At 38.6% G+C, this 15,520-nt stretch carries 13 protein-coding genes; 12 read left to right on the forward strand and 1 reads right to left on the reverse strand.

Translation table 11 applies throughout. The features are described from left to right. Positions 1 to 207: 207 nt before the first annotated feature. The 9 genes from pheS (at position 208) to QQK09_RS06720 (ending at position 9,465) form a co-directional block, all read left to right on the forward strand. A complete protein-coding gene (pheS, locus tag QQK09_RS06680; protein WP_284203337.1) occupies positions 208 to 1,188 on the forward strand; it encodes a phenylalanine--tRNA ligase subunit alpha in 981 nt (326 codons plus the stop codon). Between the two features lie 12 nt (positions 1,189 to 1,200). Further along, a complete protein-coding gene (gene pheT / locus QQK09_RS06685) occupies positions 1,201 to 3,588 on the forward strand; it encodes a phenylalanine--tRNA ligase subunit beta (RefSeq protein WP_284203338.1) in 2,388 nt (795 codons plus the stop codon). Positions 3,589 to 3,591: 3 nt separating this feature from the next. Beyond that, positions 3,592 to 3,900 carry an integration host factor subunit alpha gene (locus QQK09_RS06690; RefSeq protein ID WP_284203339.1) on the forward strand — a complete coding sequence of 103 codons (309 nt, stop codon included), beginning with the start codon at positions 3,592 to 3,594 and terminating at the stop codon, positions 3,898 to 3,900. 121 nt (positions 3,901 to 4,021) lie between these two features. Next, positions 4,022 to 4,771, forward strand: a complete 750-nt coding sequence (gene cobB, locus QQK09_RS06695; RefSeq protein ID WP_284203487.1) for a Sir2 family NAD+-dependent deacetylase — start codon at positions 4,022 to 4,024, stop codon at positions 4,769 to 4,771. 104 nt (positions 4,772 to 4,875) lie between these two features. Then, a complete protein-coding gene (locus QQK09_RS06700) occupies positions 4,876 to 5,700 on the forward strand; it encodes a hypothetical protein (RefSeq protein ID WP_284203340.1) in 825 nt (274 codons plus the stop codon). A gap of 1 nt (position 5,701) precedes the next feature. Continuing rightward, a complete protein-coding gene (locus QQK09_RS06705) occupies positions 5,702 to 6,340 on the forward strand; it encodes a DUF2987 domain-containing protein (protein WP_284203341.1) in 639 nt (212 codons plus the stop codon). Positions 6,341 to 6,442: 102 nt separating this feature from the next. Then, positions 6,443 to 7,243, forward strand: a complete 801-nt coding sequence (locus tag QQK09_RS06710) for a phosphotransferase (protein WP_284203342.1) — start codon at positions 6,443 to 6,445, stop codon at positions 7,241 to 7,243. A 47-nt stretch (positions 7,244 to 7,290) separates the two neighbouring features. Then, a complete protein-coding gene (locus tag QQK09_RS06715; RefSeq protein ID WP_284203343.1) occupies positions 7,291 to 7,995 on the forward strand; it encodes a phosphoglycolate phosphatase in 705 nt (234 codons plus the stop codon). Positions 7,996 to 8,001: 6 nt separating this feature from the next. After that, a complete protein-coding gene (locus tag QQK09_RS06720) occupies positions 8,002 to 9,465 on the forward strand; it encodes an FAD-dependent oxidoreductase (RefSeq protein WP_284203344.1) in 1,464 nt (487 codons plus the stop codon). Between the two features lie 300 nt (positions 9,466 to 9,765). Here QQK09_RS06720 and QQK09_RS06725 read toward each other — a convergent pair whose 3' ends face one another. Then, complete coding sequence (locus QQK09_RS06725) at positions 9,766 to 11,127, reverse strand: anti-phage deoxyguanosine triphosphatase (protein WP_284203345.1); 1,362 nt, start codon at positions 11,125 to 11,127, stop codon at positions 9,766 to 9,768. Positions 11,128 to 11,468: 341 nt separating this feature from the next. Between QQK09_RS06725 and QQK09_RS06730 the strand changes: the two genes are divergently transcribed. The 3 genes from QQK09_RS06730 to QQK09_RS06740 all read left to right on the forward strand — a co-directional run bounded on the left by QQK09_RS06730 (position 11,469) and on the right by QQK09_RS06740 (position 14,875). Further along, positions 11,469 to 11,720 carry a hypothetical protein gene (locus QQK09_RS06730; RefSeq protein WP_284203346.1) on the forward strand — a complete coding sequence of 84 codons (252 nt, stop codon included), beginning with the start codon at positions 11,469 to 11,471 and terminating at the stop codon, positions 11,718 to 11,720. An 846-nt stretch (positions 11,721 to 12,566) separates the two neighbouring features. After that, a complete protein-coding gene (locus QQK09_RS06735; RefSeq protein ID WP_284203347.1) occupies positions 12,567 to 14,141 on the forward strand; it encodes a sensor domain-containing diguanylate cyclase in 1,575 nt (524 codons plus the stop codon). A 497-nt stretch (positions 14,142 to 14,638) separates the two neighbouring features. Next, positions 14,639 to 14,875 carry a hypothetical protein gene (locus QQK09_RS06740; RefSeq protein WP_284203348.1) on the forward strand — a complete coding sequence of 79 codons (237 nt, stop codon included), beginning with the start codon at positions 14,639 to 14,641 and terminating at the stop codon, positions 14,873 to 14,875. Positions 14,876 to 15,520: the final 645 nt, after the last annotated feature.

The raw sequence follows: 15,520 nt of genomic DNA on the forward strand, positions 1-15,520 counted from the left end.
TTGCGTAAAATTGCGCCCTATTTTTTATGTAATAGCAAATGCATTAACTTTGTGGTTTTGTGTTTCGCTGAAAAATTTAAACCACACAATGGATGAATTTTTTAATGGGTTACCCCTTTAAAATCTATCATGTATCGAGATGGTTTTTTAATCTGCCATGCAAATCAGTTATTTAATACATTTGCTATATTAATCGAGATAAAACGAATGCAGCACCTTGATGAAATCGTTGCTAATGCGCAACAACAGATAGAAAACGCCGTAGATGGTAACGAGCTAGAAGAGATCCGTTTACAGTACTTGGGCAAAAAAGGCTTAATGACTGAGCAGATGAAAGGCTTAGGTAAATTACCTCCTGCTGAGAAACCTGCTGCTGGTCAAATGATCAACAAAGCGAAACAAGCTATCCAAGCTGTATTAGTTGCACGTAAACAAGCTTTTGAAACAGAAGCGTTGAATGCAAAACTAGCAGAAGAAACAATTGACGTGACATTACCAGGTCGCGGTGCTGCTATTGGCAACATCCACCCTGTAACACGTACAACTGAACGTATTGTTGAGTTTTTTAGCGAGTTAGGCTTTGAAGTTAAAGATGGTCCTGAAGTTGAAGATGGCTACCATAACTTTGATGCGCTGAACATTCCGCCACATCACCCTGCGCGTGCTGATCACGATACATTCTACTTCAACCCTGATTTAGTATTACGTACACAAACATCAGGTGTACAGATCCGTACCATGGAAAACCAAGAGCCGCCAGTACGTATTATCTCTCCGGGCCGTGTTTACCGTAACGATTACGATCAAACGCATACACCAATGTTCCATCAGGTTGAAGGTTTGATGATTGCTGAAAACGTAAGTTTTGCGCAACTTAAAGGTATCTTAAACGACTTCCTACATAACTTCTTTGAAGAAGATCTTGAGATCCGTTTCCGCCCATCTTACTTCCCGTTCACTGAACCTTCTGCAGAAGTAGATGTAAAAGGTAAAAACGGTTGGTTAGAAGTTTTAGGCTGCGGCATGGTACATCCAACAGTACTAAAATCGATGGGTGTTGACCCAGAGAAATACTCAGGTTTCGCATTTGGTATGGGTATTGAGCGTTTAACAATGCTGCGTTACGGCGTAAATGATTTACGTTCTTTCTTTGAGAACGATCTTCGTTTCCTCAAGCAATTCAAATAAGGGTTAAAAATAATGAAATTTAGTGAAGCTTGGTTACGCGAGTGGGTTAACCCAGAAATTAGCTCAGAAGAATTACAACACCAAATTACTATGGCGGGTCTTGAAGTAGACGACGTTGAAGCGGTTGCCGGTGAATTTACAAAAGTATTAGTTGGTGAAGTGGTTGAATGTGGCCAGCACCCTGATGCAGATAAACTACAAGTAACAAAAATCAACATCGGTGAAGATGAATTAATCGACATCGTTTGTGGTGCTAAAAACTGTCGTTTAGGTCTTAAAGTTGCAGTTGCTGTTGTTGGCGCTGTATTACCTGGCGATTTCAAAATCAAAAAAGCGAAACTACGCGGCCAACCATCATTTGGTATGTTATGTAGTGAATCAGAACTTGGTATGGCTGACAGTGCTGAAGGTATCATCGAATTACCGTTAGATGCGCCAATCGGTCAATGTGTTCGTGAATACTTAAACCTTGATGATGTAACAATTGATGTTGATTTAACAGCTAACCGTGCAGATTGCCTAGGCATTGCTGGTCTTGCTCGTGAAGTTGGCGTTTTAAATGCTATATCTGCGACTGCACCGACATGGGAAAATGTTGCTGTTTCTATCGATGATACTGTTGCGATTAATCTTCAAGCAGTAGAAGCATGCCCACGTTACTTAGGTCGTGTTATTAAAGGCATTAACCAAGATGTAGCAACACCACTTTGGATGGTTGAAAAACTACGTCGTTGTGGTGTACGCAGTGTCGATGCAGTGGTTGATATCACGCAGTATGTTTTACTTGAGTTTGGCCATCCGATGCACGCATTTGATCTTACTAAACTTGAAGGTGGCATTGAAGTGCGCCTTGCTGAGCAAGATGAAAAGCTAACATTACTTGACGGTAAAGAAGTTAAATTAAATGCTGATACATTAGTGATCGCAGACCAATCTAAAGCACTTGCTATGGCAGGTATCTTTGGTGGTCAAGATTCTGGCGTACAAGCAGAAACAACAGACATCTTCCTTGAAAGTGCATTCTTTGCGCCACTTGCTATTGCTGGTCGTGCGCGTAGCTACGGTTTACATACGGATGCTTCTCACCGTTATGAACGTGGTGTGGACCCTGTGTTACAAGCTAAAGCGATGGAACGTGCAACACAGTTGCTTGTTGAAATCTGTGGTGGTCAAGTAGGTCCAATTACAGAAGCGGTAAATGAAGCGACATTACCAACACAAGCAACGATTACACTAACGCGTAAAAAATTAGACCGTTTAATTGGTCATGTTGTTGAAGATGCACGTGTGACTGAAATCCTAACGCAATTAGGCTGTGAAGTAACATTTGCAGATAATGCTTGGACTGCTGTTGCACCAACATATCGTTTCGATATGGAGATTGAGGAAGACTTAATCGAAGAAGTGGCACGCGTTTACGGTTACAACAATATTCCTAATATTGCACCACAAGCGGCATTAACGATGCCGGTTCATAGTGAAGCTTCACTTAAGTTATCAAAAATTCGCGATATGTTAGTAAGCCGTGAATTTAATGAAGCAATTACTTACAGCTTTGTTGATCCAGATAAACAGTTGAAACTACACCCAGAAGCAGATGCACTTATTCTACCTCATCCGATCTCTAAAGATATGTCAGCGATGCGTGTCAGCCTATGGACTGGTTTATTAGAAAGTGTTTCTAAGAATCAAAAACGTCAGCAACCACGTGTACGTTTATTTGAAACGGGTTTACGTTTTATTAAAGATGAAAATGCAGAAAATGGCATCAATCAGCAAGCGATGTTATCTGGTGTTATTATCGGTAGCTTAACGGAGCAGCATTGGGATATCGAACAACGTAATGTAGATTTCTTTGACCTGAAAGCTGATTTAGAAAGCGTCTTAGATCTATGTGTTGATGGCGGAAGCTTTGAATTTAAAGCAGAAACTCATAGCGCACTGCACCCAGGTCAATCTGCGGGTATTTACCGTAATGGCAAGAATATTGGTTATATTGGTGCTTTACACCCTAGCCATGTCAAGCCATTTGCAGTAAAAGGTACGCCGATTGTCTTCGAAGTACAATTAGAGGCTATTACTACGCGCCAGCTACCGTCAGCAGGGGATATCTCGAAGTTTCCAGCTAATCATCGTGACTTAGCTTTTGTCGTTGATAAAAAAATTAGTGCAGGTAAGGTCTTAAAATTTATAGAAAATATTGGCGGAACCCAATTAGTTGGCTTAAACTTATTTGACGTATATGAAGGGCAAGGCGTAATTGACGGTAATAAGAGCTTAGCAATAGGTTTGATCTTACAAGATACGACTCGCACTTTAGAGGAGCAGGAGATTGCCGATAGCGTAAATGCTATCGTAGAGGCAGTTTCTAAAGAGTTTAATGCATCTTTGAGAGAATAATTTATGGCACTGACTAAAGCTGAAATAGCACTACATTTATCACAAGAGGTAGGTCTTAGTAAACGCGACGCAAAGGAGTTTGTTGAGTCTTTTTTTGAAGAGATCAAATCGACACTGGCCAATGGAGATCCCGTTAAAATCTCTGGTTTTGGTGGTTTTGAGCTGAAGGATAAAAGTGAGCGTCCTGGTCGTAACCCTAAAACCGGTGAAGACATTCCAATTGCAGCGCGTCGCGTTGTAACTTTTAGAGCAGGACAAAAGCTAAAAGAGCTAGTCGAAGAAAATTTACCGGATACGCCTACTAATGGTTAATCCATAGTTTAATTTTTTAAACTGTTAAAAAAGTCGCATTGCGGCTTTTTTTATGCCTTTTTTTTATGAACTGAAACAGATTTTTTTTTGATGATTACCCTACACTAAGTGTTGATATGTCATATTTCAAAAGGAGAATAGTTTGCCTTTAAATCAATATAAAAAAATCGTCGTACTGACAGGTGCAGGTGTTTCAGCAGAATCAGGCATTCGTACTTTTAGAGATAAAGATGGTTTATGGGAAAAATATAAACTTGAAGATGTTGCTACCTTAGATGGTTATAAAAGAGATCCCGCTTTAGTACTGGATTTTTATAATAAACGTCGCCAGGATTTTTGTACTGGCGATGTTAAGCCTAACGCCGCACATTATGCCTTAGCGGAACTTGAAAAAAACTTTGATGGTGAGTTTTTATTGGTGACGCAGAATATTGATAACCTGCATGAGCAAGCAGGGTCTAAAAATGTGATTCATATGCACGGTGAGTTATTAAAAGCACGTTGTCCTCAAACTAATCAAGTTATCAATTGGGTTGATGATATGACCGAGAATGATCTTTGTCACTGTTGTCAGTACCCTGAGAATTTACGTCCCCATATCGTCTGGTTTGGTGAAATGCCATTAGGCTTGGACATTATTTATCATAACCTTTCCCAAGCAGATCTGTTCATCGCGATCGGTACTTCTGGTACGGTATACCCTGCTGCGGGATTTGTTGAAGAAGCTAAAAGTGTCGGCGCCTATTCGGTAGAGGTTAACTTAGAAACGAGTGAAATACATAGTCACTTTGATAAAATAGAGCAGGGTAAAGCGACACAAGTAGTACCACACATAGTCGATAAGCTATTGTCAGCTAAATCATTAGCATAAAACCTAAAATTAGTTACAATGATGCCCTAGATACTCATGTTACCTAACTTGTATATTGCAGTAACATGAGTGTAAATTTTTTTTACTGGGGCTTTTAGCGAGTTATGAACAAAACACATTTTGTATTAGGCGGTGATCTCAAAAAATCACTGACTGATGGTTATACTTTAGATTTTAAACTGCTGTTTAAAGACGCTTTTTCCATCACCCGCACTCATTTCATACCCTTAGTTATTGCTTGTTTAATTACTGTCGCAATTGTTGGTAGTCTTTACTCTCTTAGCCATACCGTACTTGCTGATTTAAATCAGTCGAGTCGCGAAATTGTTAACTTCATCTTCAGCTCATTTATTTTGACGCCATTAATTACTGGGTTACAAATGATGGGGATCCACCATTCGATAGGCCTTAAAACCCGCTCAACGGATCTATTTAACTTCTTTAATATGTTATTAAAGCTGGCACTTGCAAGCCTGATACTTAACATTATTTCTTATATTATGATTGTCATACTCAATGCCGTATTAGGGGATAATGCCTTCCTTCCGCTGGTATTAGTTGTGCTTTATTTTAATATGGCATTTTGTATGGTTTACCCATTGATTGCAGAGAAGAAAATCACACCACAACTGGCGATTAAATTATCCTTTAAACTGGTCAATAAAAACCTGTTTCAATTTACGCTGCTATTTATCTTGTTAGCTTTACTAGCGATTATCGCCGCTTTACCTTCTGGAATTGGGTTGTTTTTCTTCATTCCTTTCTACTTTAATTTGATGGGCATTGTCTATCGTCAAACTTGTGGTGTCGGCGTTGTAGCGACCGAAGTGGATGATAAAAACAATGATGATTCTGACAATGATGATTCATCAAATAATGGTTCAACTGAACAAAATGGTTCAAAAAATAGTTCTGAATTTGAGGCTTAAAATGCGCATTACCTTGTTATTGTTATCTCTGTTAGTAAGCCAAAATGTGTTTTCTTCAACGCTGAAATTAAACTACTCGTTATTTTTTGGTTACATGAAAACCATGTATAAACTAGATTACCAAGATGTGACTACTGCGTTTTATTTAGTTGAACCTAAAACCGGTAACCAATGTGTGATTGATCAAGCTGAAATGGTTGTCGATAATAAAAGAGAGCCAATAGATTTCCAGCCGCAGGGGCGATTATTACCTTTTTACTCAGATCAACATCGAAAAGACGGTGCCATGATTGAAGTTGAAACGGTCCTTGACCAAGCCTGTGCACTACAAGTAACGCTGATGGCTAAAGAGTCGCAATTAAATGCTTTAACTTTTGGAAAACTGGCTGCTATTAGTGAACAACTTGAAGGTGTATTACGCAAAAATGCAGGCATGATTGGTAAATACTTTTTACCCACTTACCAAGGCTTACGCTTTAAATTGGCTTATCCGATTGAAGCAACGAGCGCTTTGCCTGATGGTCATCAATTAGCGAGCAATGGTGATCTATTAATCGCAAATGATACACTGCAATCGATGCCTGCAGATGAACTATTTAGCTATAAAGTGTTACGCATTACGCCGTGGATCGTAAATTAATAAATCTGTACGATGATCGTATTAATAATAAATAGAGTATGTAGGCTTATGCCTACATGCTCTTTTTTTATGCTCATGAAAGTAATTAAGAGATAAAATAAAATGAATAATAAGCTGCTTAACGAGCAAGAAATAAGTTGGTTGCAAACACACGATGTTGGCACGATTAAGACGGTAAAACAATTTGACAATGCGTTAACCAACGATGTGTTTTTAATAACCAATGATGAAAATAATGCGTTTGTTTTTAAGCGATTAAATCAACAAGCGCGTTCTGAACAGGATCGTAAAGAGGAGTTCTTAGTTCAGCAGTTGGCCAGTCAGCAGCAGTTAACACCACAGGTTTTAGCACATAATAAATATTATAAACTACAGCAATACATCCAAGGTGAGTTGATTCCTGAAGATAAAACTAATATGAGCGAATTGCTCGCCACTCAGTTTCATCGTATCCATAAATTACCGGCCGAAGGTGCGCCTAAACAGCGTTTGGTCTTTGAGTTACAGCGTTTAAAAAAACAGCTAACGGTCAATACCGATGAAATACGTTTTGCGACAATGTTAGCGCTAGCTAGCGAGTTAGATCAGCGTAGTGGTTGCGATACATTGTGTCATGGAGATCTCTCACTTAATAATATACTGCAAGGTGATGATAAACAGCTGTATATCCTTGACTGGGAATATGCGGTCATCGCAACCCCTGCCTACGATTTAGCTTTTTGTAATTGTATTAATCAGTTTTCAGTTGACCAGTCGCAGGCGTTAATCGCGGCGTATTATGCGCAGACAATGGGTGTTAAACAAAGTTGTCTCGATTCCTTACAAAAAGAGTGTGATTTATATTTAAAACTTTTTATCTATATCAATGAGTTATGGGCACTTTGTTTTATAGAAAATGAGTAGTTATTTAGGTAAGATAAGGTAACTCATTTATTGCAAAGGTTAACGTTTTGAAATTTAATAACAAACAAGTCATCCTCTTCGACCTTGATGGTACATTAATCGATAGTGCACCGGATCTCGCATTAGCGATTAATCATATGTTAACCACCTTAGGTAGAGAAACCTTTAGTGATGATCTTATTCGCTCATGGGTTGGTAATGGTGCCCAAGTAATTGTAAAACGTGGTTTATCAGGTAAAGCAGATTTTGATCAAGATATCGATCCTGCACTGTTTGATAAAGCATTAGATATCTTCCTTACTTTCTATGCAAAGAACCTGTGTGTTGATACTGTTACTTACGCTAATGTTCGTTCAACGTTGAAAATTCTTAAAGCACAAGGTTACCGCTTAGTGATTGTGACTAATAAACCTTTTGATTTTATTGAGCCTATTCTAGAAGGTTTGCAACTGACTGGTTTATTTGAGTTATTATTAGGCGGCGACAGTCTGCCTGAACGTAAACCATCTCCACTGCCTCTATTACATGTTTGTGAAACGTTATCGGTGACACCTGAACAGTGTGTGATGGTAGGGGACTCTAAGAACGATATTTTAGCGGCAAATGCGGCCAATATGCAGAGCATTGGTTTAACCTATGGTTACAACTACGGTGAAGATATTGCTGAACATAAACCAGACTTCGTATGCAGTGATTTTGCCGACATTATTGCCCCTTTTGCTGTCACTAACCAATATGAATTGGTGGATTAATCGCTGATGAGTGATGATATACAAACAACGTTAGCCCCAGCCCGTATCGGCATTGTTGGTGGCGGTATTGCTGGCGCAACTGTCGCACTGTGTTTAGGTGAGTTGGGATTAGATGTAACGCTACTGGAGAAAAACCCGACACTGGTTAATGGTCCACCGATTTGTCATCTGCATGCGGGCGGTAACCTCTATCGGGAAATATCTGACGCACAATGCTTAACCCTGTTACGTGAATCAATTGATCTGGTGCGTTTATACCCTAATGCTGTCGATTATCGCCCTACGGTCGTTGCTGTTCCGACAAATGATGATGGCGAGCCTGATGATCTTTTACCTCGATTGTACAAATTGCAGGCCGAATATCAGCGCTTAATTGAGCTTGATGCGGGAAATCGAGTATTAGGCTCGCCAGAGCATTACTTTAAAATATTCTCGCGTGAAGACGTTGAAGCATTAAAATCCGTTGAGGCTGTTGAGCAACCAACGAGTTTATCTGAGTGGATGATCCCTGTTGCTCATCATGTTGACTTAGAACAGTTAAAGTTCCCTATTATCATGGTGCAGGAATATGGATTGAACTTATTCAGGTTAGCTGCCAGTGCTGAACTTTCACTTAATAAAATTAATAGCTGCTCAGTGTTAACCAATAGCAAGGTAACAAATATACAATCATTGCCTGATACTTGGAAAGTTGATTATCAATGCGAAGGGGCTTCACACACCGCTGAGTTTGACTTTTTGATTAATGCCGCGGGTTTTAGAAGTGGTTTAGTTGATGATATGTTAGGCCTTGAACGACAACGATTGGTTGAGTTTAAAGCCGCTTATGTCACTCAGTGGCAAGGTTCTAATACGGTTTGGCCTGAGCTTATCTTTTTTGGTGAGCGGGGCACTCCTAATGGCATGGCACAATTTACGCCATACCCAGATGGCCATTTTCAACTGCATGGCATGACCGAGTCGATCACACTGTTTGAAAACGGTTTGGTTGAAAGCTCGACCATTAGTGCACAACCAAAATTAAATGCTCATTTTATCGATAAGATAGATAAAGGCTGGCCTACAGAAGAGGTGAATCAACGTACCCAAGGTGCAATTGATCATCTGAGTCGCTTTATCCCTGAGTTTGCGAACAGTGCAACGATAAGCTCAAAGCCATTGTTTGGTGCACAGCAAATTCCTGGAGATGATGCTGACCTACGTGCTGCTGGCGTATCATTTTCGGGTGAACATTATGCGCGTTGTGAGATTGTTAAAGCATCATCTGCACCAAGTGTTGCGGATGAAATTATTAAGCAATTAGTCAATCTAGGTTATGTAGATCGTGAAAGCATCGGCAAAGGCCATTTTAGCATGGCGCATTTATTGTCTGAGTCAGAAGTGAATATCTACGCGCAGCAGATTAGCGAGAGTCGTCATTATCCAAGTGCATTAGCAAGGTGTAATATTCGCTCAAGTAATATGCGTTAATTATTTATTACTACTTTTCTTTAGTAATACCAAAGGAATTAATAAAGTGATCATTCTTGCTGGTTAAAATTATTAATAACTGCGTTGTGAGTTTTGAAGTGAGAACAACTATTAAAGAATTAAAGTCTTTAATTTAATTCTCCGATAGAGGATTAACGCAGTTAATCTCTCGAAAGGCTGCAACTCACGCCTTATTAGTAATCATTTTTCCTACGCAAACTCTGATCACCTATTAAATTCCATTGGTATAAACACCTTCAAAGCCACGATCGCATTAAACCGCTATCGTGGCTTTTTAGTTTAAAAGGAATGCTGCCCCATCATCGGGGTGGTTTGATTACTGCTAAATAAGCTCGCGTGTAAACGCAGTGCGTGGTTATCGGTTAGGCTAGAGATGTAATCAGCAATCACGCGTTTTTGACGTGAGCTATCGGTTTGCTCTCTGTATACCTGTTTTACCTGCTCGGGTAAAAAGCGCAGAGGTCCTGCATTAAACGCTTCAAAGAGTTCCATTACGATCTGTTGCCCTCGATATTCAAGAATCTGTAAATCCGGACTTTTAATCACATAATTCAGCACGAAGCTTTTTAATATCTCTAAAACTTTAAACATAGCGGTTTCTAAAAATGCATTATAAGCGAGTAAAGGTTCAACAAAACGTGGGTCAACAATATCGATTCTAATCGAGGTGATTAACGCATTCACCAGTGCACCAATCGCATCTTTACGCTTGAAATGTTGTGCTGAAAAAAGATCATTTGTCAGTTCTGTTAACTGATCGCTGAGACAGAAATCGCTTATTTCTGCTAGTTGTGTCGCCACTTTTTCTTGCCACAATGATTTACTGACAATCCCCATCGCAATTGCATCTTCAAGGTCGTGAACACCATAAGCGATATCATCGGCTATCTCCATGATGGAACAATCAAATGATTTAAAGCGCGACTTGCGATGTCCTTGTTCCGTTGAGCGTTGCGCTCGTAAGGTACTAAACAGTTCACGATCTGCTTCACAAAGCGGGGCTAATACCGCATCAAAATAACTTTTGTCGTGCTCATAGATGCCTTTTCCTGGCATCCACTCTTCTGTTTTTAATTCACGAAAGCTGCGGCTAGTATCTTTGGGGTAGGGGGCACTAATATCGCTCAAAGAGACCGGGTATTTTAATAATCCGAGTAAACTGCGGCGTGTCAGGTTCATGCCATTAAATTCAGTATAAGGTTCTAGCTGGGTCAATATACGGAAGGTTTGCCCATTCCCCTCAAACCCACCATCATTGATCATCATATAATTAAGCGCCGTTTCACCGCCATGCCCGAAGGGAGGGTGTCCAATATCATGGCTTAAACAGATAGTTTCAACCAAACTTTTACTCGGCAGTAAAGATGTAAACTCTGGGTGAATCACCGCTAAGTGAGAGACAATTCCCGTTCCTATTTGCGCCACTTCTAAAGAGTGTGTCAAGCGTGTGCGATAGAAATCACTCAGGCCATTATTGTGGATTTGTGTTTTCGATTGTAAGCGACGAAAAGCAGCGGAATGTAATACACGTGCTTTATCGCGTTGAAAAGGTGAGCGCTTATCTAAGCGTCGTTTTTTACCTGGTTCATCACTGAGACGTTGTAACCATTGTTCATTGATCTGTAATGTTCTATTTTTCATTAGCTACCACTTATCTTATTGATCAAGAATATAAAATAATAGCGCGAGAATGCTTTTTTAAATAGAGAAATTTTTTATAAATGAAAACCATAAAATAATTATTCATATTAACCCTGCATTAACCACTGATATTTTATGATTAAGTTCTAAATAAGTGGGTAAGCAACGAAAAATATAAACGCTATAAAGCGTATTTTCTCTCTTTTGTTTTGAAACAATATGGGGATTAATGCAAGTCGTCACATGCACATCCTTGTTAAGGGTTATGTGCATGTTTTTACAATATTTGGTTAACATTTATGATGTTTTCATTTTACAGTTATCACGTTGAAAGGTATTTCATGAAAAAAATATTTATTACATTAACATCACTCGCATTTACTTTTATTACAGCGCAAGCTTTGGCTGAAAAAGGAGAACGTCGCCAACCACCTCCAGAAGCATTCGAAGTGTGCGAAGGACAATCGGAGGGGGACAGCGTTTCAATTACCTCTCCAGAAGGCGATACCGTTGAAGCAACCTGTAAAATGATGCATGACAAGTTGGTTGCTATGCCGGAAGGCGGACCGGGTGGTCCACGCAATCAAGATTAATTACAATCATAGAGTACTAGTTACAGCAAAGGTCGTGATAAGTGGCAATTATACCAAAGGAATTAATAAAGTGATCATTCTTGCTGGTTAAAATTATCCCTAACTGCGTTGTGAGTTTTGAAGTGAGAACAACTATCTCCTGCAACTCACGCCTTATTAGTAATAATTTTTCCTACGCAAACTCTGATCACCTATTAAATTCCATTGGTATTAATATCGCCCTTTGTTGTATTCAAGTGTGCAGGTTTTATATGCTTGTGGCTTAAAGGAACATCGATAAACAACCATCATATTAATCTGTAAAATTAGCTCGATTATGATCGGGAGAATGGTGAGATAAATGCCCCTCAATTAACAGGTTAAACTAAGGGGCATGTGTTCTATTTGTTGGTTGTTTCTGGTTAGCTACTACCACGTTAGAAAACAAAATATTTTTTTGTTATCTTCAGGGTCCTCTGCTAGTGCACGATAGACAACGGGGTAACCGTAACTTAATAACATTAATTCATTCATATTAAATTCCTTCAATGAGTGCTGAGAGGTTCAGCAACATTTGAATACCATGGAATTTTCGTGCCAAAAAAAATTTTCTTAATAATCAGCTGTTTATTTTTTAAGCATGCTGTTGTCGGTGGTTTTTTGCACCAGTTTGGCTGTTCTATTCACTATCATGTCGCGTTTTATCATTAATTTTAGGTTTTAGAATACTTCAAAATGGTGAGTAAAAAGTAAAATGAAGCGCGGTCTAATAATAAATACTTTTTTTATTGGTGATATTTTGTTTTAGCGCATAAGTTAGTCGATTACACATTGAGGATGTTATTTTTTTATATAATAATCATCGCCATGAAAAATATAACTTTTAATCAATTACAATTGCGTTTACTCGCGCTCCTCTTTCTGTTATTTACCAGTGCCGTATTTGGTTATCGATATTTTGTTGAGTTACCAAAGCTTGAGCAAAGTATCTCTAAACTATCAGAAAGAGAGCGAGATACACTGACATTCAGTATTGCTAGTGTCCTTGACACTTTATCTCGTATTAATTTTGATTATGCCGTATGGACATCTAGCTATGATTTCATTCGCCTGCAAGATGATGACTATATTGAAGAAAACTTAGTCAGTAATACATTTGTAAGTTTGGAGATTGATGGCATTTTTTATCTCGATGAGCATTTAAAACCGGTTTTAGTGAAGGGCTTCCATCATATTAAACAGACCGACCTCAACTTTTTATTCTACGACTTCGACAAATACCCTAATAATATTAATATGTTGCCAAGTGCAACCACTGAAACAGGTGCACCCAAAAAGGTTGGGTTTATTAATACCCTGTACGGTCCTGCGATGTATAGTGCCACACAAATTAGAAACTCTGACATGATGGGGGAAAACCGTGGTTTTTTGATAATGATACGCCTTTTGGCTCCTGCATTTGTTGATGCATTATCAAAATTTACATTAGCTAAAGTCGATTACTTACCAGTACCAACAGGTGAGGTATTGTCTCAGCTAAAATCATGGGAGGAAAAAGTCACTGGTGCTAAGGTCACTCCTTACTGCGATATATTATTACCTGATAGTAATAATGTACCCGTATCAGCATTAAGAATGACTCACAGCACTGGCACTATTCCGCCATTAGTAAATGAGCAAAGCATTATTTTTATTGTCTTAATGAGCTTATTTATTTACCTGGTGCATCGGCTGGTACTTATTTGCATTATTGAGCCTGTGACTCGACTTGCTGCAGATATAAAACAGCGCGATAATATCGAAAAATATGATCCGATTGATGAACATTATACAGTCAAAGAGTTAGCCTTAGTCTCTAAAAATGTCAATCAGTTGATGGCTACTGTAAAGCAACAGAATGATATTTTAGCGCATCAGGTTAATACCGATCAGTTAACTCAAATCATGAACAGACGTGGTTTGATCAATGTGTTGGAAACCTACAAAGCGCTCTGTATCCGTGAAAAAATTGGCTTCGTCTTGGTCATGGCTGACATCGATCATTTTAAACAATTTAATGATACTGCAGGTCATTTAGAGGGAGATGTCGCTTTAATTGAAGTTGCGAATACGTTAAATGAACAATGTAAACGCAGTGGTGATGTTTGTGCCCGTTATGGTGGAGAGGAGTTCACTTTACTATTTAGGGAAATGAGTGAGGATGATTTAAATACAAAACTAAGCGCTATTTTACAAGCAATGAAAGATCTTAATTTAGCACATCCAAGCTCTCCTACTGCTAAGCACATTACTATCAGTATGGGGGCGGTTATCATCAGAGCAACTGATATCAGTGGTTTTGATCTATCTATTGATGATGTACTAAGGCACGCTGACAAAAGCCTTTATGAGGCTAAAGACGCTGGTCGAGGTTGTTTTATTATTGACAATTTGGTCATTTAACGCCGCAATGATATTCAGTTATGTTTAGGCCTGATAGCAAAGTAAAATAATGAAGAGCAATACGCACCATGAATAAGAGTGGCTATTGTGATTGGATGTAGCGCAAAATGATCATTGTTGCTGTTTAAAATGCCCCTAACTAAGTTGTGAGCTTTATTCCCCGATAGAGAATTAACGAAGTTAATCTCTCCAAAGGCTGTAAATCACGCCTTATTAGTAATAATTTTTCCTATGCAAACTCTGAGCACCGATTAATCTCCTTTGGTATAACTATCAAGTTAGTTGTTGCCTCATGCCTTTTCAGGTTGCTGATTTTATCGCATTCAACCATCACTATCTTGCTAAAGCTCACAATCTTATTTGATAAGTTACCCGAATCAACAGTAAACAGGTGCACTGTGGTTACATTCTGTGCATGATAAAGCTATTACTATTAGAAAATAGCAAATTTATTACTGTATCACTCAGCACAGTTAACTTTAACCTTTGGAGAAAGTATGAAAACAATGACTTGTAAGCAACTTGGTGGCGCGTGTGAGGAAAAATTTCAAGCTGGAACATTAGAAGAGATTGCAGAGTTAAGTAAGGCGCATGGGATGGAGATGTTTGAAAAACAAGATCCTGTGCATCTTGAAGCGATGGCTAACATTCAGCAAATGATGCAACAACCACATGCCATGCAGAAATGGTTTGAAACTAAAAAAAGCGAATTTGATGCACTTCCTGAAGATTAACTAATCAGACCAGTAATATGAGTGTTTATTATGCAGTTTCTGAGATTGAAATAGTGACACTCATTCAGTTATTTTGTCATGTCTGATCATCGCTCTCCCTTTACCATTATGTGCACCCTCAAGGTATTTGAAAGATAAATATCCTTTTTTCGCGTTATATCCTACAGATTATCTGTCCATTGATGCTTATGCCAAAATAATTAATAAAGTGATCATGCTTGCGGGTTAAAATTATCCCTATCTGTGTTGTGAGTTTTATTGCTAACCTCCTGTTCTTCATTACTGCGTGGCCAGTTAAAGCTGTTCAAAATCGTTTCATACGATTTTATGAAATGAGAGCAACTATTAAAGAAATATAGTCTTCAAGTTAATCTAGCTAAAGCTTACAACTCACGTCTTATTAGTAATAATTTTTATTGCACAAACTCTGTTCAGCAATTAAATGCTATTGATATTAACTTTCGATAATATTTTTCTACACTGTATTTCTACTCTATTAAGCCCCTCCTCGCGACGTTATTCGAATGTAGGGTCACATCCTACTTATGAGATTTATCATTTAAAAATAGGTGGTTATAATAAATTTGAAAGACAAATACTGTCTTGGTTATCTTATTATCGAGGCATTTCTCGAATGAGTTATAT

This window comes from Psychromonas marina, from assembly GCF_030161115.1.
In the GTDB taxonomy this organism is placed as follows: domain Bacteria; phylum Pseudomonadota; class Gammaproteobacteria; order Enterobacterales; family Psychromonadaceae; genus Psychromonas; species Psychromonas marina.

What these genes read in the sequence shown, in the direction of transcription:
- pheS (WP_284203337.1), top strand. Translation starts at nt 208, where the DNA reads ATGCAGCACCTTGATGAAATCGTTGCTAATGCGCAACAACAGATAGAA.
- pheT (WP_284203338.1), top strand. Translation starts at nt 1,201, where the DNA reads ATGAAATTTAGTGAAGCTTGGTTACGCGAGTGGGTTAACCCAGAAATT.
- QQK09_RS06690 (WP_284203339.1), top strand. Translation starts at nt 3,592, where the DNA reads ATGGCACTGACTAAAGCTGAAATAGCACTACATTTATCACAAGAGGTA.
- QQK09_RS06700 (WP_284203340.1), top strand. Translation starts at nt 4,876, where the DNA reads ATGAACAAAACACATTTTGTATTAGGCGGTGATCTCAAAAAATCACTG.
- QQK09_RS06705 (WP_284203341.1), top strand. Translation starts at nt 5,702, where the DNA reads ATGCGCATTACCTTGTTATTGTTATCTCTGTTAGTAAGCCAAAATGTG.
- QQK09_RS06710 (WP_284203342.1), top strand. Translation starts at nt 6,443, where the DNA reads ATGAATAATAAGCTGCTTAACGAGCAAGAAATAAGTTGGTTGCAAACA.
- QQK09_RS06720 (WP_284203344.1), top strand. Translation starts at nt 8,002, where the DNA reads ATGAGTGATGATATACAAACAACGTTAGCCCCAGCCCGTATCGGCATT.
- QQK09_RS06725 (WP_284203345.1), bottom strand. Translation starts at nt 11,127, where the DNA reads ATGAAAAATAGAACATTACAGATCAATGAACAATGGTTACAACGTCTC.
- QQK09_RS06730 (WP_284203346.1), top strand. Translation starts at nt 11,469, where the DNA reads ATGAAAAAAATATTTATTACATTAACATCACTCGCATTTACTTTTATT.
- QQK09_RS06735 (WP_284203347.1), top strand. Translation starts at nt 12,567, where the DNA reads ATGAAAAATATAACTTTTAATCAATTACAATTGCGTTTACTCGCGCTC.
- QQK09_RS06740 (WP_284203348.1), top strand. Translation starts at nt 14,639, where the DNA reads ATGAAAACAATGACTTGTAAGCAACTTGGTGGCGCGTGTGAGGAAAAA.